26 protein-coding genes and 1 pseudogene are annotated in these 22511 nt (G+C 43.8%); 16 read left to right on the forward strand and 11 right to left on the reverse strand.

Annotated features, from left to right (window positions below; genetic code table 11):
• Positions 1–30: 30 nt before the first annotated feature.
• On the forward strand, positions 31–672 hold the full coding sequence (locus tag ACMX2I_RS02900; protein WP_414956110.1) for an NAD(P)-dependent oxidoreductase: 642 nt from the start codon (positions 31–33) through the stop codon (positions 670–672).
• A gap of 237 nt (positions 673–909) precedes the next feature.
• Here ACMX2I_RS02900 and ACMX2I_RS02905 read toward each other — a convergent pair whose 3' ends face one another.
• The gene (locus tag ACMX2I_RS02905) at positions 910–1299 is read right to left on the reverse strand and encodes a DUF5362 family protein (RefSeq protein WP_414956111.1); all 390 of its coding nucleotides are present in this window, start codon (positions 1297–1299) and stop codon (positions 910–912) included.
• Positions 1300–1444: 145 nt separating this feature from the next.
• On the opposite strand from ACMX2I_RS02905, the gene ACMX2I_RS02910 reads away from it, so the two are divergent.
• Entirely contained in the window at positions 1445–2218 is a 774-nt protein-coding gene (locus ACMX2I_RS02910) for a MerR family transcriptional regulator (protein WP_414956112.1), read from the forward strand.
• Positions 2219–2239: 21 nt separating this feature from the next.
• On the opposite strand, the gene cls is transcribed toward ACMX2I_RS02910, so the two are convergent.
• Positions 2240–3688, reverse strand: coding sequence for a cardiolipin synthase (cls, locus tag ACMX2I_RS02915; protein WP_087992668.1), 1449 nt, complete (start codon positions 3686–3688; stop codon positions 2240–2242).
• 244 nt (positions 3689–3932) lie between these two features.
• Between cls and ACMX2I_RS02920 the strand changes: the two genes are divergently transcribed.
• Positions 3933–4367, forward strand: a complete 435-nt coding sequence (locus ACMX2I_RS02920; RefSeq protein ID WP_087992667.1) for a DUF5392 family protein — start codon at positions 3933–3935, stop codon at positions 4365–4367.
• 149 nt (positions 4368–4516) lie between these two features.
• Here the strand turns inward: ACMX2I_RS02920 and ACMX2I_RS02925 are convergent, their stop codons facing one another.
• Together ACMX2I_RS02925 and ACMX2I_RS02930 are read right to left on the reverse strand one after the other, a co-directional pair.
• Positions 4517–5035: a DUF5362 family protein gene (locus ACMX2I_RS02925; RefSeq protein WP_414956113.1), complete on the reverse strand. Its 519-nt coding sequence runs from the start codon at positions 5033–5035 to the stop codon at positions 4517–4519.
• The gene (locus tag ACMX2I_RS02930; protein ID WP_414958285.1) at positions 5032–5523 is read right to left on the reverse strand and encodes a GNAT family N-acetyltransferase; all 492 of its coding nucleotides are present in this window, start codon (positions 5521–5523) and stop codon (positions 5032–5034) included. Before ACMX2I_RS02930 ends, ACMX2I_RS02925 begins: the two co-directional genes overlap by 4 nt.
• Before the next feature lie 142 nt (positions 5524–5665).
• On the opposite strand from ACMX2I_RS02930, the gene spoIIQ reads away from it, so the two are divergent.
• Positions 5666–6538, forward strand: a complete 873-nt coding sequence (spoIIQ, locus tag ACMX2I_RS02935; RefSeq protein ID WP_414956114.1) for a stage II sporulation protein spoIIQ — start codon at positions 5666–5668, stop codon at positions 6536–6538.
• A gap of 110 nt (positions 6539–6648) precedes the next feature.
• Positions 6649–7071 (forward strand): VanZ family protein, encoded by a 423-nt coding sequence (locus tag ACMX2I_RS02940; RefSeq protein WP_414956115.1) that lies wholly within the window; start codon positions 6649–6651, stop codon positions 7069–7071.
• 40 nt (positions 7072–7111) lie between these two features.
• On the opposite strand, the gene ACMX2I_RS02945 is transcribed toward ACMX2I_RS02940, so the two are convergent.
• The 3 genes from ACMX2I_RS02945 to amtB all read right to left on the reverse strand — a co-directional run bounded on the left by ACMX2I_RS02945 (position 7112) and on the right by amtB (position 9447).
• The gene (locus tag ACMX2I_RS02945; protein ID WP_087992662.1) at positions 7112–7693 is read right to left on the reverse strand and encodes an undecaprenyl-diphosphatase; all 582 of its coding nucleotides are present in this window, start codon (positions 7691–7693) and stop codon (positions 7112–7114) included.
• A 177-nt stretch (positions 7694–7870) separates the two neighbouring features.
• Entirely contained in the window at positions 7871–8221 is a 351-nt protein-coding gene (locus ACMX2I_RS02950; protein WP_014665678.1) for a P-II family nitrogen regulator, read from the reverse strand.
• A gap of 11 nt (positions 8222–8232) precedes the next feature.
• On the reverse strand, positions 8233–9447 hold the full coding sequence (amtB, locus tag ACMX2I_RS02955; protein WP_414956116.1) for an ammonium transporter AmtB: 1215 nt from the start codon (positions 9445–9447) through the stop codon (positions 8233–8235).
• Between the two features lie 283 nt (positions 9448–9730).
• Here amtB and ACMX2I_RS02960 point away from each other — a divergent pair, with 283 nt between their 5' ends.
• The 4 genes and pseudogenes from ACMX2I_RS02960 (at position 9731) to ACMX2I_RS02975 (ending at position 13822) form a co-directional block, all read left to right on the forward strand.
• Entirely contained in the window at positions 9731–10192 is a 462-nt protein-coding gene (locus ACMX2I_RS02960; RefSeq protein WP_414956117.1) for a hypothetical protein, read from the forward strand.
• A gap of 198 nt (positions 10193–10390) precedes the next feature.
• Positions 10391–10659, forward strand: a pseudogene (locus tag ACMX2I_RS02965) (MFS transporter); the annotation flags it as partial.
• Positions 10660–10839: 180 nt separating this feature from the next.
• Positions 10840–12312 carry an allantoin permease gene (gene pucI / locus ACMX2I_RS02970; protein ID WP_414956118.1) on the forward strand — a complete coding sequence of 491 codons (1473 nt, stop codon included), beginning with the start codon at positions 10840–10842 and terminating at the stop codon, positions 12310–12312.
• Positions 12313–12415: 103 nt separating this feature from the next.
• Complete coding sequence (locus ACMX2I_RS02975) at positions 12416–13822, forward strand: nitrous oxide reductase family maturation protein NosD (RefSeq protein ID WP_414956119.1); 1407 nt, start codon at positions 12416–12418, stop codon at positions 13820–13822.
• Between the two features lie 94 nt (positions 13823–13916).
• Here ACMX2I_RS02975 and ACMX2I_RS02980 read toward each other — a convergent pair whose 3' ends face one another.
• Positions 13917–15107: an MFS transporter gene (locus ACMX2I_RS02980; RefSeq protein ID WP_394715285.1), complete on the reverse strand. Its 1191-nt coding sequence runs from the start codon at positions 15105–15107 to the stop codon at positions 13917–13919.
• 21 nt (positions 15108–15128) lie between these two features.
• On the reverse strand, positions 15129–15542 hold the full coding sequence (locus tag ACMX2I_RS02985; protein ID WP_414956120.1) for a MarR family winged helix-turn-helix transcriptional regulator: 414 nt from the start codon (positions 15540–15542) through the stop codon (positions 15129–15131).
• A 224-nt stretch (positions 15543–15766) separates the two neighbouring features.
• Between ACMX2I_RS02985 and ACMX2I_RS02990 the strand changes: the two genes are divergently transcribed.
• From ACMX2I_RS02990 to flhP, 5 genes are all read left to right on the forward strand, one after another.
• Entirely contained in the window at positions 15767–15877 is a 111-nt protein-coding gene (locus tag ACMX2I_RS02990; protein WP_087992655.1) for a protein usd, read from the forward strand.
• Between the two features lie 14 nt (positions 15878–15891).
• Positions 15892–16173, forward strand: coding sequence for a sporulation transcriptional regulator SpoIIID (spoIIID, locus tag ACMX2I_RS02995; protein ID WP_019715977.1), 282 nt, complete (start codon positions 15892–15894; stop codon positions 16171–16173).
• Between the two features lie 179 nt (positions 16174–16352).
• Positions 16353–17354 (forward strand): cell shape-determining protein Mbl, encoded by a 1002-nt coding sequence (mbl, locus tag ACMX2I_RS03000; RefSeq protein ID WP_003221803.1) that lies wholly within the window; start codon positions 16353–16355, stop codon positions 17352–17354.
• 160 nt (positions 17355–17514) lie between these two features.
• A complete protein-coding gene (flhO, locus tag ACMX2I_RS03005) occupies positions 17515–18327 on the forward strand; it encodes a flagellar hook-basal body complex protein FlhO (RefSeq protein ID WP_414956121.1) in 813 nt (270 codons plus the stop codon).
• Positions 18328–18359: 32 nt separating this feature from the next.
• Positions 18360–19169: a flagellar hook-basal body complex protein FlhP gene (gene flhP / locus ACMX2I_RS03010; RefSeq protein ID WP_414956122.1), complete on the forward strand. Its 810-nt coding sequence runs from the start codon at positions 18360–18362 to the stop codon at positions 19167–19169.
• A 20-nt stretch (positions 19170–19189) separates the two neighbouring features.
• On the opposite strand, the gene ACMX2I_RS03015 is transcribed toward flhP, so the two are convergent.
• Positions 19190–20254 carry a tetratricopeptide repeat protein gene (locus tag ACMX2I_RS03015; protein ID WP_414956123.1) on the reverse strand — a complete coding sequence of 355 codons (1065 nt, stop codon included), beginning with the start codon at positions 20252–20254 and terminating at the stop codon, positions 19190–19192.
• A gap of 192 nt (positions 20255–20446) precedes the next feature.
• Between ACMX2I_RS03015 and fabZ the strand changes: the two genes are divergently transcribed.
• Positions 20447–20872, forward strand: coding sequence for a 3-hydroxyacyl-ACP dehydratase FabZ (gene fabZ / locus ACMX2I_RS03020; RefSeq protein ID WP_003235662.1), 426 nt, complete (start codon positions 20447–20449; stop codon positions 20870–20872).
• A gap of 72 nt (positions 20873–20944) precedes the next feature.
• Positions 20945–21337, forward strand: coding sequence for a large conductance mechanosensitive channel protein MscL (gene mscL / locus ACMX2I_RS03025; protein ID WP_414956124.1), 393 nt, complete (start codon positions 20945–20947; stop codon positions 21335–21337).
• 39 nt (positions 21338–21376) lie between these two features.
• Here mscL and ACMX2I_RS03030 read toward each other — a convergent pair whose 3' ends face one another.
• Positions 21377–22342, reverse strand: coding sequence for a histidine kinase (locus ACMX2I_RS03030; protein ID WP_414958286.1), 966 nt, complete (start codon positions 22340–22342; stop codon positions 21377–21379).
• Between the last annotated feature and the right edge of the window lie 169 nt (positions 22343–22511).

The following is a 22511-nucleotide window of genomic DNA, read 5'->3' on the forward strand; positions in this document are numbered from 1 at the left end:
GAAATTGTTACAATAGGGAGGGCATGAAAAATGAAAATTGGAATTATCGGCGCAAGCGGAAAAGCAGGGAACGAGATTTTGAAAGAAGCGAAAACAAGAGGGCATGAAGTAACTGCCATCGTCCGAAACGCTTCAAAAGTGAAGGAACAGGATATAGCGATTTTGGAGAAAGATGTGTTTGAACTGACTGCAGAAGACATCAAGCCTTTCGATGCGGTCGTCAACGCTTTTGGAGCTGCGGCTGGCCAGGAACATCTTCACGTTGAGGCAGGCAGAGCGCTAATCAGCATTTTAAAGGATGCGAAAAACACAAGATTGCTTGTCGTTGGCGGAGCAGGAAGCCTGTTTGTTGATGAAGCGAAAAAAACCCGTTTAATGGATACACCGGAATTCCCGAAAGAATATGTGCCGACTGCATCAAACCAAGGGGAGAATCTGAAAGATTTGCAGCAGACAGACTCCGTTTCATGGACGTTCCTCAGCCCTGCGGCATTTTTTGATCCGGCAGGAAAACGGACGGGTTCTTATCAAAAAGGAAAAGACAATGTCATCGTTAACGCGAAAGGCGATAGCTATATCAGCTATGCGGATTATGCTATTGCTGTAGTGGATGAGCTTGAACATCCTGCACACAAAAATGAACGCTTTACAGTGGTAAGCGAAGCGGAATAATAATAAAAAACCCGGAGCTTCCTCCGGGTTTCAGCGTGTCGACAAACCCTTGCATTCGTTGTCAAGCCTGTGCGTTGGTGCTCACGAATTAGGACATTCGCTCCGCTCCAATGCTCGCCTTTCCTAGACTTCAAGGGTTTTCAACCACGCTGAAAAGATGACAAAAAACCTAAAACTAAACCGTTTTAGGTTTTTGTCAACAATCTGAAACCCGGAGCTTCCTCCGGGTTTTTATGATTAATAAGTGCTGTACGTATCATAATCGCTGAAAAGGCCGTCAGCAATCCCAAGCATCAAGAAGACGAAGAAGGCGATAACCGCAAGAATAGATACAGCAATGCTTACGATTAAATAAATCCCTTGCATCTTCACAAACTTCGCGTAATTCTCCAGCATTAAGTCTTCAGACTGTCCGCTGTTGTGGTCAGCCATTTGTCCTGCTTCTTTAGCTGACCGCATCAAAAAGATTCCAGCGATAATTTGCAGTACGCCCGGCACGGCACCGATAAGAAAAAAGAACGCGCCTGAAAGCGCGGTAATTGCGCCCATAATAATAAATAAAATGCCTGTTGCTTTTCCCCACTTCGAAATGCTAACGAGGGTTTTGTTCATTGTTTCAGGATTCATGTACACTGGCTCCCCTTTACAAAAAAATACTCACTTTTCTTTTATACACTATTTGTGAGAAGTTTTGTATATCAAAATTAACAATTTTGGGGTTGACCCTGACGCTGCGTGATTGTTTACGATAAAAGACGAGGAGGCAGCAAATATGAAATATCAGGTCAAACAAGTGGCGGATATAGCGGACGTCAGCATTCGGACTCTTCATCACTATGACGATATTCAGCTTCTGAATCCTTCAACGGTTACTGACGCGGGATACCGTTTATACAGTGATTCAGATCTAGAAAGACTGCAGCAGATTTTATTTTTTAAGGAAATAGGTTTTCGTTTGGATGATATTAAAAAATTGCTGGATCATCCGAATTTTGACCGGAAAGAAGCGCTTCAATCGCAAAAGGATATGTTGATGAAGAAAAAACAAAGAATGGAAGAGATGATTCAAACGATTGACAGGACGATTCAGTCCATTGAGGGAGGAGAACAAATGAATAAGCGGGATTTATTTGCCGGGTTGAGCATGAAAGACATTGAAGAGCACCAGCAGACATACGCTGATGAAGTCAGAAAGCTCTATGGAAAGGAAATCGTGGAAGAAACAGAGAAGAAGACATCCGCATACTCGGCAGACGATTGGCGTACGATCATGGCTGAATTTGATTCGATTTACAGGAGAATCGCGGCGCGAATGGAGCACGGTCCCGGTGATGCAGAGGTTCAGGCCGCTGTGGGAGCGTTTCGCGACCATATTTGTCAATATCATTACGATTGCACGCTCGACATTTTCAGAGGGCTTGGAGAAGTGTATATCACTGACGAACGATTTACCGATTCGATCAATCAATATGGAGATGGCCTTGCCGCTTTTTTGCGGGAAGCGATGATCATCTACTGTGACTATCAGGAAAAACCCCGGCCGTAAAAGCCGGGGTTTTGGCGCATCTTATAAAATCGGCGACAACAGCCGCGAGATGGATTCTTTCATTCGAATCCATAAGGGGCGCTGCAGGTATTCTTCATAGGTGTATTTTCTGGATACGAGCAAATCTTCTTTAAATGTAGAAACCAGTTTTTTCGCAATGGAGATATCGTAAATAAATGCATTAACCTCAAAATTCAGCCTGAAGCTTCGAACGTCGATATTCGCTGTCCCGACTGATGCAATTTCGTCATCCACTACAATGGTTTTCGCGTGGATAAAGCCGTTATCATATATATAGACAGTGGCTCCGGCTTTCAACAGATCGCCGATGTACGAAAGTGTCGCCCAGTATACAAAGGCATGATCAGGCTTGTTCGGGATCATGATGTTGACATCAATGCCTGACAGGCACGCGATCCTTAAAGCATCGAGCAGGCTTGCGTCAGGGATAAAATAAGGCGTCTGAATTAAAATAGAACGCTTGGCATTCGAAATCATTTTAATGTAGCCGTTTTTAATTTGTTCCCATTCGGAATCCGGTCCGCTTGTGACAATCTGCATCCCGACGTTGCCTTTTGGGCCGTGATCAGGAAAGTGATTCGGAATATATGTCAGCGTATGGCGATGGGAAGCTTGGTTCCAGTCAAGGATGAAACGTGTCTGGATGGCGTGCACGGCGGTTCCTTGCAGCCGGATATGCGTATCACGCCAATAGCCGAATTTCGGATTAAGCCCGAGGTACTCATCTCCGACGTTAAATCCTCCAACATAACCGATCACTCCGTCTACGATGACAAGCTTTCGGTGGTTCCGATAATTCAGCCGCAAGTTAATCGGCCTGAGTTTTGAAGGGAAAAAGACCTCCACATGCCCGCCGGCCTCGCGGAGCTCTTTAAAAAATTTTTTTCTCAGTGTTCTGGACCCGAGTTCATCATATAGCACCCTGACCTGAACGCCTTCTTTCGCTTTTTGGATGAGAGCGTCCCGTAATTTTTTGCCTAATTCATCACCTTTATAAATATAATATTGTAAGTGGATATGATCCTTAGCCTTTGAGATGTCATGCAGCAGCCGCTGAAACTTATCCCGGCCGTCTGTAATCACGTCAACTGAATTATCCTCTGTAAACACAGCATGATTATTCATAATAAGCATATAAATTAAATCTTTATTATCAAATGTTGCCCGGTTGTTGAACTGAAATTGCCTGGTTTCTAAGTCTTCAAGCTGATGCTTCAGCAGCTTTTCGATTCCGATCTTTTTTCGGTCCTCCCATTGAAACAATTGCTTGCGCCTGAGATTATGGCCGAATAATAAGTATAAAATAAAGCCTAAAACGGGAATAAAGAAAAGAACAAGCAGCCAAGCCCAAGATGCGCTGGCATCGCGCCGTTCTTTGAAAATGACAATGATGGCCAAAAGAATATTCAAAATGAAAAAAAGTGATAAAAGGATGGAAGAAATACTCAATTTGTAACCCCGCTCATTCAATATTTATCAAGAAGATTGCCATTAGTATTCCATGATTAACAGCGATCTGATTCCCATTACAAATTATAACACTCCCATTTTAAAAGAATAAAGAGCGGCGCTCCAGATTCTTCGCCGAAAAGTCGGGCAGATTTCTTTAAAACCAGCTTGCACCTGCGTTAAAATAAACACATATGATAACGTTCGTGAAGCTTTGCAACATCAAATAAAGGGGGAGGATTACATGAACTTTTACAGAGTCGAACAAATGCCGGGGTTCATTAAAACAGAAATGCAAAAAATTCAAAAGGCTGTACAGCCTTTCATGAAGAAAACCGTCATTTACCGTTTTCTTGCTTTTCCGCTTGCAGCATTCTCTCTCTTTAATTTGGTCGCTTTTCTATTTCACGCTTCAGCAGACAGGGAGTCCTTGATCAGCGCAGGAATATTCGCCCTTCTGGCGGCGCTTGGATTGGCATTTTTCAAAGAAGCGGGCTACCAGCATAAACAGGTCCAAAAAACGGTTCGCATCTATATGCTGAACAGGATCAAAAAGAGCGATATCCTTTCAGAAGAGCGGAAAGACTCCTATACGCGCCAGATTAAGGAAGAACCGTTTGCGATGCGGAGTTTTGTGGAATTTTTGACTGAGGAAGACAGACGCAAGAAATTGTATTAAATAAGAACTGCACCCGGAATGTTAGGATTTTCCTGACAATCGGGTGTTTTTTTAGAAGATACTCAAGAAGAGGGGATGGACAAATAAAAAGGGCACGGTTCCGTTTTATTTGGAACTCATGCCCGGTACTGTCTCCTCATTTGATGCTTTTATTCAAACACCGGATCATCTTCATAGTAATAAGAATCCGTATCTTCATACGTATCGGTGCTTTCATAAGCGGCAATTCCTATAATCACCAGTATGAAAATGACCATAACGATCCCGATCAGGCCCGAAATAATACTGGATGCAGCGTAGAACAACTGCATTTTTATAAACTTTCCGTAATTCTCAAGCATGCTTTCACCAGCGCTGCCGGCAAGATTTCCTTCGGCTTCCGCGGCTGCTTTTGCTGAACGCATTAGAAAGACGCCTGAAATAATGAGCAGCACGCCCGGAATGGCGCCGATCACTGTCATCAGGGTAGTCAGTGTGGCAAGCGATCCCATAACGATCAGCAAAATGCCCGACAGTTTGCCCCACTTGGCAATGTCTGATAGCGACTTGACAGCAGCGGCGCTCAGCTGGCGGTTCTCGCTTTTCTCAGCCGCAAGCTCCTGTTCGGCGGCTCCATTTCCTTCATTATGATTTTCAATCTCGTTTTCATCTTTATCCAGACTAATCATGATAGCTCTCTCCCTAGAATTTTTAAATCGTATCTTTTGCCGTCCATTTCGGCGATGCCGGGGAACAATCCCCATTCTGCAAACCCATGCTTTTCAAACAGCTTCAGGCTTGGTTTATTATGTCCGAAAATGAAGGCCATAAGTGAGCGGATGCCAAGTTCCGGCGCAATGCGAAGCGCTTCCTGGAGCAAATACGATCCGACGCCTTTGCCGCGGCAAGCTTCGTCAATGTATATGCTGACCTCCGCTGTTTTATTATAGGCGGGCCTTCCGTAAAATGTTTCAAAGCTGATCCAGGCAGCAACGTTCCCGCTTCCGTCTTCGGCAACATAGAGCGGCCGTGACTCTGTATGTCCCATAAACCACTCCATCCGGTCTTCAAGTGTTACCGGTTCAGTATCGGCTGTTACCATTCGCGAAGCAATCGTTGAATTATAAATCGCGACAACAGCCTCCAGATCTTTATGTTCAGCAAGACGCAATGTCATGTCCATAGGTATTTGGCACTCCTCTCAAAAAAATCACATATTTTCGTATCAGCCTGCGCAAACTACATTTTAAAAAAGTTTTTTTGTATAGGTGTATATATTTTCAGAAAAGTGTTCAGAATGTTGCTGAGGTGATGAAACAATGAGAGAGGAAGAAAAGAAAACTTCTCAAGTCAAAAAACTTCAGCAGTTTTTTCGTAAACGCTGGGTGTTCCCTGCAATTTACTTAGTCAGTGCGGCCGTCATTTTAACAGCTGTCCTTTGGTATCAATCTGTATCAAATGATGATGTAAAGGATCAGTTGGCTGATAACGGCGGAAACTCCGCATATGACAACAACGACGATGCAGTTGAAGTAGGAAAGTCAATGGAAAATGTCGCTATGCCGGTTATTGATTCTGAAAACGTATCTGTTGTGAAAAAGTTCTATGAAACCGATGCCGCAAAAGAAGAGAAAGAAGCAGCACTCGTTACCTATAATAACACGTACAGCCTAAGCAAAGGAATTGACTTAGCTGAGAAAGACGGAAAAGATTTCGATGTTTCTGCTTCTCTGAGCGGTACGGTTGTCAAAGCTGAAAAAGATCCAGTGCTGGGATACGTGATTGAAGTTGAACATGCAGACGGCTTATCAACTGTGTATCAATCTCTTTCTGAAGTAAGTGTTGAGCAAGGTGACAAGGTAAAACAAAACCAAGTGATTGGAAAGTCTGGCAAGAACCTTTACAGTGAAGACAGCGGAAACCACGTGCATTTTGAAATCCGTAAAGACGGAGTCGCAATGAACCCGCTGAACTTTATGGACAAGCCGGTTTCTTCTATTGAAAAAGCAGCAGCAGCTGAAGAAAAAGCTGCCACTGAAGAAACAGAAGAATCCATTCAGCAATCTTCCGAGAAAAAGGACGGATCAACTGATAAAGGAAAAGAAGAAAAATCCGGTGAAAAAACGGATGATTCAACTGACAAATCTGGTTCTAAAGAAAGCAGCACAACAGAAGACACTGAGCAGTCTTAATGAAGAAAACGTCTATCCGTGTGATGGGCGTTTTTTTCTGTTACTTTTTGCTTTGTTTCACCGTCTATGTCGTTACACATTGACATGTATGCTATAAAGGAGGTTATGTCATGAACCGTCTATTTCTCGGAGGCTGGACCCTTTTTATTCTCCTTTCTGTCTGTACGGAAAGCTTCAGCGGCATGGTCGTATCGCAAACGGTAGCTTTTCATTTTCAGCCGCATCCCGATCTGTCTCAATTCTTAGTGATGGATTTTGCTGAGCTTGCTGTACCTGAAGCGTTTATTCAAAAAATCGGGCACGCGTTTTCCTTCTTTGTCCTGACCTATTTGCTGTGGAAACAGCGGGGCAGCATAAAAACAGCTGCAGCCGGCTCATTCGCGTTTGCGTTTTTCACAGAAGTTCTTCAGCTCTTCTTCAGCAGGAACGGATGTATTCGGGATGTGCTCATTGATACTGTTGGAACTGTATTGTTTTGTGGTTTATATGTGTTGGCGAAGCGGAGAAAACATGAGATGTATGAAAAATATTAAAGCCGGCTGTCTTGGATTCAGACGCCGGCTTTTATCGTGTTTAGAAATTTTGATCGGTTGGTTTTTTCGTCAGCTTATTAATGATGGCTTCATAGATTCTTACAATCAAATCGACGAATGGGCGAAGCAGATCTGAAAACCTAAAGAATAGGAACCCGATAATGATAGAGACAACGAGGCTGCCCAATACATCTGCCGGATAGTGATGCCCTACCCAAATTCTCGAAAAGCCTGTCAAAAGCCCGAAAATGACAAGCGGCCAGCCGATTTTGCGGTTTCTGAAAAGCATCGCAATAGAAATCGCTAACGCGCCTGTCGTGTGGTCACTCGGAAATGATGCATCAGCATCATGCGGAATCAGCGTATGCACTGTGTGCGCGACGAACGGGCGCGGTTCGAAATGAACTTGCGAAATCAAATAGTTGATGATAAGACCCGCAATTCCTGTAAGGCCTGCGTAAAGCACATTTTTTCTGCTTTGCGTGTTCCCGAACACCCAGATTGCCAGCAGGATAAGGGCATAAGCGACAATGGCATATTCCGTTATGAAGACCATAATGGAATCGAGAACCGAATTGTGATGAGATAGTCCATGGATGGCTTTAAATAGTTCGTAATTCAAATAATCACCTTTTGCATTTTTAATAGTAGACTCATTATACTCGTAAAAAGTTTCAAATCAAAAAAAGTTTGCCGGAAAGCGTGATGCTTGAAGAGGATTCGAAGGGGAGACAGTCTTTCTGGGGGGATTCTATGTGCAAAAAAAAGAGATCCGGAATTCCGAATCTCTTCACAACGATTACAGTGCTTCAGGTCCTTCTTCGCCGGTGCGGATGTTGATCGTATTGCTGATTTCATAGACAAATATTTTTCCGTCTCCGGGTGATCCCGTTTTTAGGACCCTTTTAGCGATCTCAGTCACTTGATCAACAGGAACCTTGCTGACCACGATCTCAATTTTTAAACGCTCATATACATTGCTTTCTATTTTGACCCCTCGATAGAGCTCCGTATGTGCTTTTTGAAGGCCGCAGCCGTGAACATTGGAGAAGGTCAGAGAGGTTACTCCGATTTTTCCGAGTTCCTGCTTCAGCTTTTCGAAATTTGCCGGACGCGTTACAATTTCCACCTTGAACATTTGACCGCTCATAGCGTCACTCCTCACATAGTATCTTGATATGCTTTTTCCCCGTGCATCGTTAAGTCAAGCCCAAGTGACTCTTCTTCTTCGGTTGCGCGAAGGGGAAGGAAGAGGCCTACAATTTTAATAATAACGAAAGTGACTACAAATACAAAAACGTAAGTGGCGACGATGGCTACGATTTGTTTCCAGATTAAGCTGGCATCACCGTAGAATAATCCGTCCGCACCCGCCGAGTTAACAGAGGTAGTCGCGAATAATCCTGTTGCGATTCCGCCCCATGTGCCTCCGATGCCATGCAAGCCAAAGGCATCAAGTGCGTCATCGTATCCGAATTTCTTTTTGAGCGAGAAAACCCCCCAGAAACAAACCGCACCGCCAATAATGCCAATCAAAATGGATGCAAATGGTGTGACAAATCCGGCAGCCGGCGTGATCGCCACAAGCCCGGCGATTGCGCCGGATACCGCTCCGAGCATTGTCGGTTTCTTGTTAATGATCCATTCTACTAAGATCCAGCCGGCAATCCCGGCTGCCGCGGCAGTGTTTGTGTTGATAAAGGCGTACATGGCCACGCCATCTAAGGTCAGGGCGCTGCCGACGTTAAAACCGAACCAGCCGAACCAAATCAAAGCCCCGCCTAAGAAGGTGTAAATGAGGTTGTGCGGAGAAGGCGCTGTGCCTTCTTTCCGTTTTCCGAGCACAATAGCGAGAACAAGGCCTGCCACACCGGAGGAAATATGAACAACGTTGCCGCCGGCGAAATCGAGCGCGCCAAGCTGGCCGATCCAGCCGCCGCCCCATACCCAGTGCGCAACCGGCGTGTAAACTAAGGAAACCCATAAAACAGAGAATAAAAGAAAAGCGCCGAATCGCATCCGTTCTGCGAAAGCGCCGGAAATAATGGCTGTTGTCAGAACAGCGAACGTCATTTGGAACATCATAAATAATGAATGGGGAATGGTATCACTGTAATCTCCCGGATCAAATCCAACCCCTTTCAGACCGGCCCACTCCAGTCCGCCAATGATTGAATTGCCTGGTGCGAAGGCGAGTGTATATCCGAACAGCACCCAAACGATGGAAACGATGGCAATGGAAGAGAAACTGTGCATAGCAGTGCTCAGCACATTTTTGCTTTTTACCATTCCTCCATAAAATAACGCTAATCCCGGGGTCATCAGCCACACGAGTAAAGCGCAAAAGAACATAAAAACTGTATCGCCCATTTGCATGTCTCATTCCTCCGTATTTTTCAGAATAAAAGAATTATTATATTTCCTCATTATAGAGAAAAAAGAATGATAAAACATTTTCATGTAAGATTTCCTTACATGGTTTTTTAGGGAATGTTATCGAGGGATGTAATGAATGGAAAATGGCATTTTTACGATACGAGACTTTATATCTATAAAAAGAGCTGTCCGTATGAGCAGAAATGAGGATTTACATTTATTAGAATATTTCATACTGTATTAAGTGTACTAACTCGAATAATACACTAAGGGGAGATTCGTTATGAACAAAGGCGGCAGGCTCAGGAGAGCGATAAGTAAATCGATTCCAGCGACGTTCCGATTGTTTTTAGCCTTTAATTTTTTCGTATACGGCCTGGCGAAAGTAGTGATCGGCCAGTTTGGTGAGGTAACGCCTGAAATCGAGGCAGCTGCTGGGAAAGGGTTTACTATTGCGTGGACATTTTTCGGGTATTCTCATGTTTATGAACTGTTCATAGGTTTCGGTGAAATCATTGCAGCTGTTTTATTGCTGATCCCGCGAACAGCTGCGTTAGGGGCGGTTGTATTTATGCCGATTATTATGAACATCGTCTTAATTAACTATTGTTTTGACATTGGCGTGCAGGATCTTAGCACGATATTAATGGTGATGTGTCTCGTCCTGCTTTGGGTGGACCGCAGTAAATTCATGGGCATTTTCAGGCAAGAACCGTTAAACGGCGGGCAGGTGATGAAGCGATGACACCCTTTATGATGACAGTGCTTGCCGGTCTGTTCGTATGCACGACCTGCTACTTTTACATAAAAGAAAAATCATGAGAAAAATGCTCCTTCTGGGTATTTCACAAGCGTCTTATTGGGCATGTATATGTTCCCCGAAAGATCAGAAAACAGGGATAGAAATCAAAACGATTATCCGGCAGCTCGACATTCTGGGAATTTGGGTATAGGCTGCGGACTTGGAAGTGTCGCGCTTCAAGCGGCAATGCTGGAAACAAGTCCTTCCAACCTGGCGGGGCGACTTCAGGGCTGTTTCAAACCTGCCATTATTTAGAGTCGACTTTGTCTTCGGTGATCCTTGGCTTCTTTTTTGGAAAAGAAATTATGGCAGCTCATTTTGATAGGATGGGCATCATCATGATCATTGCGGGCGGAGCGAGCCTGTTTATAGCTGGGGGATTTGCGCCAAGAATGAAAACTGCATCGTGAGAAAAGAGACAGGCGCTGGGTCTGTCTCTTTTTCTTGTTTAAGCTGTTCAAATAGAAACAGGAAAATTGTATATCATAGCCAATGTTATTGTCTGACTTTTTAGTTATATTAAGTGACATCAAATGTCAGAAAACTGAACATGTAACGAAAAACAGACAATATTGAAAGGGGAGCCGGCTATGACATTAAAAGAGAGCCAGCATCAATCCAACAGACTGAGCAATGAAGATCTGCTGCCTTTAGGACAGGAAAAACGAACGTGGAAAGCAATGAACTTTGCCTCCATTTGGATGGGATGTATACATAATATACCGACCTACGCGACGGTGGGCGGATTAATTGCGATCGGCCTCTCGCCTTGGCAGGTGCTGGCAATCATTATTACGGCATCGCTTATCTTGTTTGGCGCTTTGGCTTTAAACGGTCATGCGGGGACAAAATACGGGCTGCCGTTTCCGGTGATCATCCGGGCTTCTTACGGAATATACGGCGCGAATATTCCGGCGCTTCTAAGGGCGTTTACAGCGATCATGTGGCTCGGCATTCAGACCTTTGCCGGAAGCACGGCGCTGAACATTTTGCTTTTAAATATGTGGCCGGGCTGGGGAGAAATTGGCGGCGAGTGGAACCTTCTCGGCATTCACTTGTCTGGTTTGCTTTCATTTGTATTCTTTTGGGCCATTCATTTACTCGTATTGCATCACGGCATGGAATCGATTAAACGCTTTGAGGTATGGGCTGGTCCTTTAGTGTATCTGGTATTTGGCGGCATGGTATGGTGGGCCGTTGATATTGCCGGAGGATTGGGGCCGATCTATTCCCAGCCGGGAAAGTTCCATACGTTTTCAGAAACGTTCTGGCCGTTTGCTGCTGGGGTTACCGGCATTATCGGCATCTGGGCGACATTGATCTTAAATATACCTGATTTCACACGATTTGCTGAAACGCAAAAAGAGCAAATCAAAGGGCAATTTTACGGTTTGCCGGGAACCTTCGCGCTGTTTGCGTTTGCCAGTATTACAGTGACCTCCGGTTCGCAGGTTGCTTTCGGTGAGCCGATTTGGGACGTTGTCGATATTTTGGCGAGATTTGATAACCCATACGTTATTGTATTGTCCGTGATTACGCTCTGCATCGCCACGATCTCTGTAAACGTCGCCGCGAACATCGTATCGCCGGCTTATGATATAGCGAATGCCCTGCCGAAATATATTAATTTCAAACGCGGCAGTTTTATCACTGCGTTGCTCGCTTTATTTACGGTTCCGTGGAAGCTGATGGAGAGCGCGACAAGCGTATATGCGTTTCTGGGCTTAATTGGCGGCATGCTTGGTCCGGTGGCTGGCGTGATGATGGCTGATTACTTTATCATTCGCAAACGGGAGCTCTCGGTAGATGACCTGTATTCTGAAACAGGGCGTTATGTGTATTTTAAAGGCTACAATTACCGTGCGTTTGCAGCCACGATTTTGGGTGCACTGATCTCACTGATTGGTATGTATGTTCCTGTATTGAAGAGCTTATACGATATTTCCTGGTTTGTAGGTGTGCTGATTTCATTTCTTTTCTATATTGTTCTGATGCGTGTTCACCCGCCGGCTTCGTCGACGATTGAGACGTTTGAATCTGGGCAGGTTCGTCGGGCTGAATAAGATCTATCTCACGGTATATTTTCATATTTTTGAAATGGTTTTCCATAAATAGAACATTTATAATGGTTTAGAAATCTATTCTAAAACGAAATGGGAATCGAATATGAGAAAATGGTATTTTATTCTGTTGGCAGGTGTGTTAACGTCCGTCATCCTTGCCTTTGTTTTTGATAAGACAAAAGCGAATGGGGAGGAGCAAGGGAACTGCATCTATGTTTCGCCAAATGGCAGTGATCAAAATGAAGGAACAAAAGACAAGCCGTTTCGTACACTGGCACATGCTTCCGAGGAGGCTGCCGCCGGCACAACCGTGATGATTCGGGGAGGCACGTATCATGAAACCCTTGAGGTAAAGCACAGCGGTACAGACGGAAAACCGATCACGTTCCGAAACTATGAAAATGAAAAAGTCGTGATTAGCGGAGAATCCATTGCGGACGCAGAATATGAAACACCGCTCATTCATATTCACGATAAACACGACATTGCCATCAGCGGTTTAACGATTCAAGATCTTTCTGTTTCATCTGAGGAAGCAACTGCTATGGGGATTTATGTATCGGGCTCCAGCAGTCATATTGCGATTCAGAACAATCATGTCCGGGACATTAAGACAACAGCGGATGAAGGAAATGCCCACGGAATCGCAGTCTATGGGACTGGCAGCATGAAAGACATTCAAATCGAGGACAATACTGTAGAGAATCTGACGCTTGGAGCGAGTGAAGCGGTTGTGCTGAACGGAAATATTGACGGCTTCACCGTTGCGGGCAATGTGGTCCGCAACAATAACAACATCGGGATCGACCTTATCGGTTATGAGGGAACCGCGGCCAAAAACGATTACGTGCGAAACGGAGTCGTAGAAAACAATACGGTTTATCAAAACTCAACTTACGGAAATCCTGCTTATGGAGATGATTACTCAGCGGGCGGGATATATGTCGATGGAGGGCACAGTATCGAGATTAAGAAAAACACAGTTTACCATAATGATATTGGGATTGAAGCAACGTCTGAACACAAAGGGAAATACGCAACCGCTATTCAGATAACAGACAACAAAGTGTACAACAATGCGTACACCGGTATTTCAATCGGAGGGTATGACAAAAAGCGGGGCGGCACCAGCAATTCTCTGATTGCCCGCAACATGATGTACCGGAATGACACTAAGGGGCTGTATGGCGGCCAGCTGCTGCTGCAGTACGACACAAAAAACAACACAATCGAAAAGAATATATTGACGGCCAGCGACTCAAGATTATTTATCGGAAACGATTTTACGGCAAATGAAGGCAATACGGTCAATCATAACGTGTACCATAAGGAAACGGATCAAGACGGTATATGGATGTGGAAAAAGAATGAATACGATTCGTTTTCAGCGTATCGAAAAGCGACAAATAACGATCAGCAATCCATTTATGCCGATCCGATGTATCGTGATGAAGAGTCCTATGACTTTACGTTAGATCCTGATTCACCTGCGCGGCCGGTCATTGAATAACATACAATCATCGGCGTCCTCTGCCATTCAACGGAGCAGGACGCCGATTTTTATATGCAAAAAAAGACTGCCGGATTTTCCGGCAGTCTCAGAGTTATTCCGCAATAGACACTTTCCCTTCAGCCTCAGCAGGTTGTTTCTGGCTCCACGCGTAGAGAAGCAGAGCAATCAGAACGAACAGCCCCGCTGATAAATAAATGGCAGAGAAGCCGGCGGACGCTACAAACAATCCGAACACATACGAACCTACAGCAATTCCGCTGTCAAAGAAGGTAAAGAACGTTGCCGTCGCAAAACCAGAGCGGTGAGCCGGAGATTTCTGGATCGCCAATGTTTGCATGCAAGGAACAATTGAACCGTATCCGAGACCGATAACCGCTCCTGAAAGCAGAAGCATCATGCCGCTATGTGTAAAGGACAGCATGCAGAGCCCTACTGAGAAAATCATGATTGATGGATAAATGACAATGCCCGGTCCGACTTTGTCGAACAATTTCCCTGTGAACGGGCGTGCAATCATCATTGTCACCGCGAAGCAAACAAAGAAATATCCGCTGACATTCGAAAGATCAACTGATTTGGCGAATACAGACAAATACGCTGTGACAGTTGAATAACAGAAAGAAATAAATAAACCGACCGTCGCGATCTTAAGTGCGCCTTTTTCGAACATATCCGCGAAGGAAAAACGGAATACAGTCGTGCCGCTGTCTTGGTTTTGGGGCACCTTTATCAAGAACGAAACAAGCAAGCCTGCAACCATAAACAGCGCAAAGGCTGTAAAGAATACAGAAAAGTTTACGACCTTCATCAAGTTCAGCCCAAGGAAAGGCCCGATTGCCATGGCGAGGTTCATAGACATGGCAAAGTATCCAAGCCCTTCACCGCGGCGTTTGGCCGGGATAATGTCGGCTGCAATTGCACCTGTAACAGTCGTTAAAATGCTGAACCAAATCCCTTGGAAGAAACGCAATCCGAGCAGCAGGTAAAAGTTATGAATCGGCATATACAGAAAAGACGAAAGGGCGAATAACGCCATAGAGACGATCGCCATTCTTTTCTTCCCGAAACGTTCAACAATGGCTCCGGAGAAAGGCCGTGTAATGATCGCAGACAGAAGGAACAGGCTGATTAAAAGCCCGCCCTGTGATTCTGTGCCGCCAAGCTCTTGAATCGTATAAATCGGCAGGACAGTTAAAAATGTATAAAAGAACACAAACACAAATAAATTGACAAGCAGGACCATAATAAAATCCTTGGTCCATATCGCATCCGCTTTTTTCAAATGTATGTCACTTCCTTATTTTCATTGTTGTAAAAACATGCGAAATAAATGAGAAAAAGCTTCCTTATCTTCATCCGGGAAATCCGCAAGCAGCTCTTCCTCGAATTTCAGCATTTTCACATTGATTTCTTCGTATTTTTTCTCAGCTTCTTTTGTGAGGACAACAAGTTTCTCCCGTTTGTCTTCACCTTGCCGTCTCTGTACCCAGCCGTTTTCTTCCAGGCGTTTGATCGTCCGTGTCACAGTCGGCGCTTCCACATTTAAATAGGACCAAATCTCTTTTTGAGTCATTGGTCCGATCGTACGCAAGCAATATAAAACTGACCATTGAGAGGAATAAAGGCCGAATGGCTCCAGCTGTTCATTGGCTTTCTTGGCAATCAGGCGGGCGCTTTGGTTGATTTGATGAATGAGGTGTCTGTTGACGTAGGTCATTTCGGTCTCCTTCTAAAAAACTTACCTAAGTAACTAATTGCTTTTTTAATTCTACAGGAGCGGTGAAGGGATGTAAAGATAAAAATGTAGTGACACGAAATAGTTTGCTGAAGCTGAAAAAGTTTGTTTCACCCCTTGTCCTTATTGAGTTTTTAGCATATTCCCAAAAGAATGCTAATACACTGTTACAAACCTAACAAAGAGAGTGTTTGAGGTGAGGGATCGTGGGCATATTTCATAAACTTACTTTTAAAACCATACAACGAAGAAGCGGCATACTGAACGACTCTTTACAGAATACGGATCTCATTTCACACTTCTCACATCCATTTTAGGGAGGTCGAGTGGTGTGCACGATTACATCAAAGAGCGAACAATCAAGATAGGAAAGTACATCGTGGAGACAAAGAAAACCGTTCGTGTCATTGCGAAGGAATTTGGTGTTTCCAAAAGTACAGTACACAAGGATTTAACAGAGCGTCTGCCTGAAATTAATCCTGACTTGGCAAACGAAGTGAAAGAAATACTCGATTATCATAAATCCATCAGGCATTTAAGAGGAGGAGAAGCGACAAAACTGAAATATAAAAAAGACGATATTCTCGAAGGAGAACCTGTTCAGCAATCGTAATCACCTGCTGTCATCAGCCAGCAGTGTCTTCCCTGAAATCGTTCATAAAACATCCGCAAAAATTTGTAAAGAACTTAATGTGCTTCCAACTTTTTTTCTATATTTTATGATAATATATATAATTAGGGCACAATGTGGATATTTACTGTGAAACAGATTTTCAAGGAGGATATAAATAGATGTTTGCAAGGGATATTGGTATTGACCTCGGTACTGCAAATGTACTGATCCATGTTAAAGGTAAAGGAATTGTTTTGAATGAACCTTCCGTAGTTGCACTTGATAAAAACAGCGGCAAAGTGCTGGCGGTTGGCGAAGAGGCAAGACGAATGGTTGGACGTACACCTGGGAATATTGTTGCGATTCGCCCGCTGAAAGACGGAGTTATCGCTGATTTTGAAGTAACAGAAGCAATGCTCAAGCATTTTATTAACAAGCTGAATGTAAAAGGCCTGTTCTCAAAACCGCGCATGCTCATTTGCTGCCCGACGAATATCACATCCGTTGAGCAAAAAGCAATCAAAGAAGCTGCAGAAAAAAGCGGCGGTAAACATGTGTACCTTGAAGAAGAACCTAAAGTTGCCGCTATCGGCGCGGGTATGGAAATATTCCAGCCAAGCGGTAACATGGTTGTAGACATCGGAGGCGGGACGACGGATATCGCGGTTATTTCAATGGGCGATATTGTCACCTCCTCTTCTATTAAAATGGCTGGGGACAAGTTTGACATGGAAATCTTAAATTACATCAAACGCGAGTACAAGCTGCTGATCGGCGAACGTACTGCGGAAGATATTAAGGTTAAAGTCGCAACGGTTTTCCCAGACGCACGTCACGAGGAAATTTCCATTCGCGGGCGGGACATGGTTTCCGGTCTTCCAAGAACAATTACAGTAAACAGTAAAGAAGTTGAAGAAGCCCTTCGTGAATCTGTCGCTGTTATTGTGCAGGCTGCGAAACAAGTGCTTGAAAGAACACCGCCTGAACTTTCCGCTGATATTATTGACCGCGGTGTTATCATTACCGGCGGAGGCGCGCTCCTAAATGGCCTTGACCAGCTGCTTGCAGAAGAGCTGAAGGTGCCGGTTCTCGTCGCTGAAAATCCTATGGATTGCGTAGCCATCGGCACAGGTGTCATGCTTGATAATATGGACAAGCTTCCTAAACGCAAACTAAGCTGATTTCACAAACCTCATTCTGAAAAAGAATGAGGTTTTTTTATGGAAAAGCCTTCACGAATGGATGATAAATGACGATAATAGGATAAAATACTGATTTTTATTATAGAACGAACGTTCCTATATGACAACTGGAAAATATGCCATTTTAGAGGTGGGAAATTTGTTAAAAGGATTATATACAGCAACATCCGCAATGATTGCCCAGCAGCGCAGAACGGAAATGCTTTCAAATAATATCGCAAATGCCAATACATCAGGATATAAAGCAGAACAAGGCTCCGTACGCGCCTTTCCTGAGATGCTGCTAAACAGAATAGAATCAAAATCTCCGGCCGGAACATCGAAGACAGAAATCGGTTCTGTGAATACAGGTGTGTATATGCAGGAACTGAAGCCTCTTTTCACACAAGGAAGCTTGAAGTCCACAGATCAGCCTACAGACATCACATTGGTCGAAAATCAAGTGCCGGTTCATGCGGAAACCAATGAAAACGCGGCTCTTTTTTATCCGGTTCAGACAGCGGACGGAATCCGTTATTCAAAAAGCAGCACATTTTCACTAAATGAGAATAATCAGCTGACGATCAATGGAAATCCTATTTTATCAACGGATGGCCAGCCAATCACTGTTGATAATGAGAATTTCACTGTGTCTGAAAACGGTACTGTGACAACGAACGGGCGTACAGCCGGCCAGATTGATGTCAGAATGGCGGAGGATGTCCGCGATCTGAAACGGGACGGAAATGATTTGTACAGCACGGCGGACGGCAATGATCTGCCAAGCGCAGCTGGAAATAACCAGGTCTCCTATTCATTAAACCAAGGCGTCTCTGAGCTTTCAAACGTGGATGTGACAAGCGCCTATACAGAAATGACTGAAGCGTACAGATCGTTTGAGGCCAATCAGAAGGTGATTCAGGCTTACGATAAAAGTATGGATAAAGCAGCCAATGAAATCGGAAAAATCTAAGATAACGGAAGAAAAAACGGGGGACATCAACTATGCTAAGGTCAATGCTAACGGCATCAACAACCTTAAACCAGCTGCAGCAGCAAATTGACACAATCAGCAGCAACCTTTCAAACAGCAACACAACCGGCTATAAGGCAAAAGATACGAATTTTTCTGAGCTTGTCAGACAGCAATTCGATCAGGTTGATGAAAAAAATGAGGACGTGGCAAAAGCCCGAAAAACACCGCCCGGCTTGCGCCTTGGCGCTGGGGCGATGATGAATTCACGCCTTGTGTCTGATCAGGGAAGCATTCAGAAGACGGATCGCGACCTGGATATCGCGTTTACGTCTCCATACCAATATCTTCAGGTGAACGTAAATGGAAACCGCCAGTACACGAGGGACGGAGCACTGTATGTAACGCCTTCAGCTGCGAATGCCAACCAGCTTCAGCTCGTAACTGGAAATGGGCATCCGGTGCTTGATGAAAACGGCAATACAGTGAACATCGACAGCTCAATGAAGAATATCACCATCAATGAAACCGGCACCTTAACCGCATCTGATGGAAACGCGGTCCAGCGGTTTAATCTCGGAGTTGTCCAAGTGAATAACCCTCAAGAGCTGAAATCGGAAGGGAATAACCTTTTCTCTATTGATAATGCGGCAGCTTTTGAAGAGCTGAATGGCGCTAATAGACAGGATATCGGCATGCAGCAGGGCTCGCTTGAGATGTCCAATGTTGATATTTCAGAACAAATGACAGATTTGATCACGTCCCAGCGTTCTTATCAGCTGAACAGCAGAACGATTACAATGGGAGATCAAATGCTCGGTTTAATTAATTCAGTCAGATAATAAGAAATGGGCGTTTTCAATCAGCCGCGCATGATAAAAAAAGCGGCTTTTTCGAAATCGTCCTTTTTTTTGTAGTATTCCGTGATGTCTTCTAAAAGCACTTCTAAATCCACCCAAGCTTCAATTTTTTCTAACTCAAGCACATATTCGAGCAGCAGATCATAGGGGTCTTCAACTGATGTATAGAGCGCCTCAAGCGTTTTTAATTTTAAATAAATGGTTTGAATGTCTACCTTTTCAGATAATTCTTTCCCTTTTTGCAGGATGGCTTTCGCTTCTGTGATCTGTCCTGTTTTAAAAAGCGCTCTGACAGATTCGTACACACAGTGCAGATACGAGACTGGAGAATTCGTTTCAAATGCTTGATTCTTTAATACTTTTGTAAAGTAAAGAAGCGCTTCCTGGTCTTTTTTTTCGGTCGCTTTTAAAAAGCCAAGATTATAATAAGCGTGGCATAGCAGGTTTTCGTCATGTAATTGCCGGGTTTTCCTAATGATTTCTTCGAAAAGCTGCTCAGCTTTTTCATACCGTTCTTGATCAATATAATTAACGGCAAGCAAAAGCTTGCAGGTGATCACCTTTTTGATATAGCCGAATTGTTGTAAATAGATGTCTAATGCTTTTTTGACGTATTGGATGGAAAGCGGCGGTGATTTCATCAAGTAGTAGGCGCCGGCAGTTTGATAATATAAATCAGCGGCTTCAAACGTGTTTTGGATGGCGGCCAGGTACTGTTCAGCTTTTTTAAAATGATTCACTGCATATTTCGGAGCTGTTTTTACCATTTCGTATAATCCTGAGAAAAAATACAGATAATATTTCAATTCATCATCCATTTTGTCTTCCAGACCGTATAGATCATCGAACAATGCATTAAGTCCGTTCTGGTTTTCGAAAAGCAGCTGATGCCGGGCCTGAAACAATTGATAACGCATCCAAAGTTTTGTGTTCTTTTTGAACTTCGGAAGGTGCTGGTCAATTTTTTCTTTCACTGAGCAAACGTGATTCATTTTGCGTTTGCTTATTGCGGAATACCACTCGTTTAACATGTTTTGCATCCTTTTTTCAATAAACTTCGAAATCATTTTCCTACCTCTTTGCTATTGGTAAAATCTATAATTATCATATCATAACTATTGACGGCTCTCATTGACAGTTGGTTACATCTTAGCGCCTGTTGAAAAAGAGTTTAATTCATAATATACTTTTCAAATGTACAGAATGGATCTTTGATGATTGCTATACATACTAATGCAGATGAAGGAGATGTCAAGAGAATGCTTGATACTCAGCAAATTAAAGAAATTATTCCTCACCGTTATCCGTTTTTGCTTGTAGACCGGATTACGGAAGTTGAAGAGGGCAAACGGGCAAAAGGCTATAAAAATGTAACCGCAAATGAAGAGTTCTTTAACGGACATTTTCCTCAGTATCCGGTCATGCCCGGCGTGTTAATCGTAGAAGCGCTTGCTCAAGTCGGAGCTGTTGCGATGCTGATTAAAGAAGAAAACCGCGGCAGACTGGCATTCTTTGCAGGCATTGATAATTGCCGGTTTAAAAAACAAGTCAAGCCTGGTGATCAGCTTCATCTCGAAGTGGAAATCACTCGTGCGCGCGGAACAATCGGGCGCGGAAAAGGCGTTGCTACAGTCGATGGCGAAGTCGTTTGCGAAGTCGAACTGACTTTTGCTCTCGGAGAATAACTGAAATAAGGCAGATGGGCAGCGGCACATTTGTCTTTTTTCGTTCAAAACATGAAAAAAGCAGGTGATTGTATGTGGAAAGAATTTAAGGCCTTTGCCATGCGCGGGAACATTGTTGACCTCGCAATCGGTGTTGTAATAGGCGGCGCGTTCGGCAAGATCGTCACATCTCTAGTCAATGATATCATCATGCCTTTGGTGGGCTTGCTGCTGGGAGGGCTTGATTTTTCAAACCTTTCGTTTACATTTGGCGATGCTGTAGTGAAGTACGGCAGCTTTATACAGACGATTGTGAATTTCTTAATCATATCGTTTTCCATTTTTATTGTGATTCGGATTTTAAATGGATTAAGGCGCAAAAAAGAAGCAGAAGAAGAAGAAGCGGCGGAAGCGCCGGATGCGCAAGAGGAGCTGCTGAAGGAAATCAGAGATCTGCTGAAGCAGCAAACAAGGTCGCCGGAATAAAAAAGACTGCCGTTCTGAAACGGCGGTCTTTTTTTATTTTCAATTCCTTTCACTTAATGCTGCGGGGCTTTCCGTTGTTTCAGCAAGATGAATAAGCATCGAAACAGAGGTGCCGGCATCCGGAGTGCTGCTGATTTTCAACTCGCTTCCGCAAAAATGTTTCAGCCGCTGGTTGATATTTTTTAATCCGACGCTGCGGTCGAAACCCGAAGATAAGAGATCTTTTCGTTTTTCCGGAGCCATGCCGATACCGTTATCTTCTACTTTGATGTAATACTCGTTCCTGTTTTGTTTTTTAGCTGTCAGCTTGATCCATCCTCCGCCTCTTTTCTTGCTGACGCCGTGAAGAACGGCATTTTCCACCAAGGGCTGAATCATTAAAGGCGGAAGGATAAAGTCAATGTCATTGTCTATATCGAAAAAAACCTCAAGCCGATCGCCGAAGCGCGTCTTTTCTATGGAAAGATAGGAACTGATAATAGAAAGCTCATGTTTGAATGAACTGATGGCTGATGTATTTTGAAAGTCGAAACTCATTCTTAAATAGTTGGTAAATTCCTCTGTTACCTCCCTTGCTTTTTCAATATCCAAATGACTGAGAGAAATGATCGTGTTTAATACATTGTAAAGAAAATGAGGCTTGATTTGCGATTGGAGAAATGCCATTTCCATTCTTGTGGCTTGATTTGCTGTATGTTTCATCATAATCAGGTTTTTGATACGCGCCATAAATTCAGAGTAATGATAAGGCTTTTGCAAAATGTCATTCGCTTCGGCATGAAAAGCCTTGTATTTGTCGTGGCCGATAATGGCTGCTGTAATCATCAGAACCGGGAGATCAACCATGCTGAATCGTTCACGAATTCTCATACAGACTTCGAAACCAGTCATATCCGGCATCATCAAGTCCAGAATAACCAAATCAAGCTTCGTGCAAGAGATGATTTCTAAGGCTTCCTTTCCGTTTTTCGCCGCAATCACATTGTAGGGCACACCTTCAAGCATATCACTCAAAATTTTTAAACTGTCAATGTTATCATCGACTATCAGAATGGTTGGAGCGTCAATACGCTCAGAGTAATAAGGCGTGCTAAATGAGATATCCGACAGATCTCTCCCGGATTGTAATTCAGGAAGACGTTTTTTTGTTTCAGATACAGATTCATTTTGGGCG

The organism is Bacillus sp. SW14 (assembly GCF_047608225.1).
Taxonomy (GTDB): domain Bacteria; phylum Bacillota; class Bacilli; order Bacillales; family Bacillaceae; genus Bacillus; species Bacillus subtilis_G.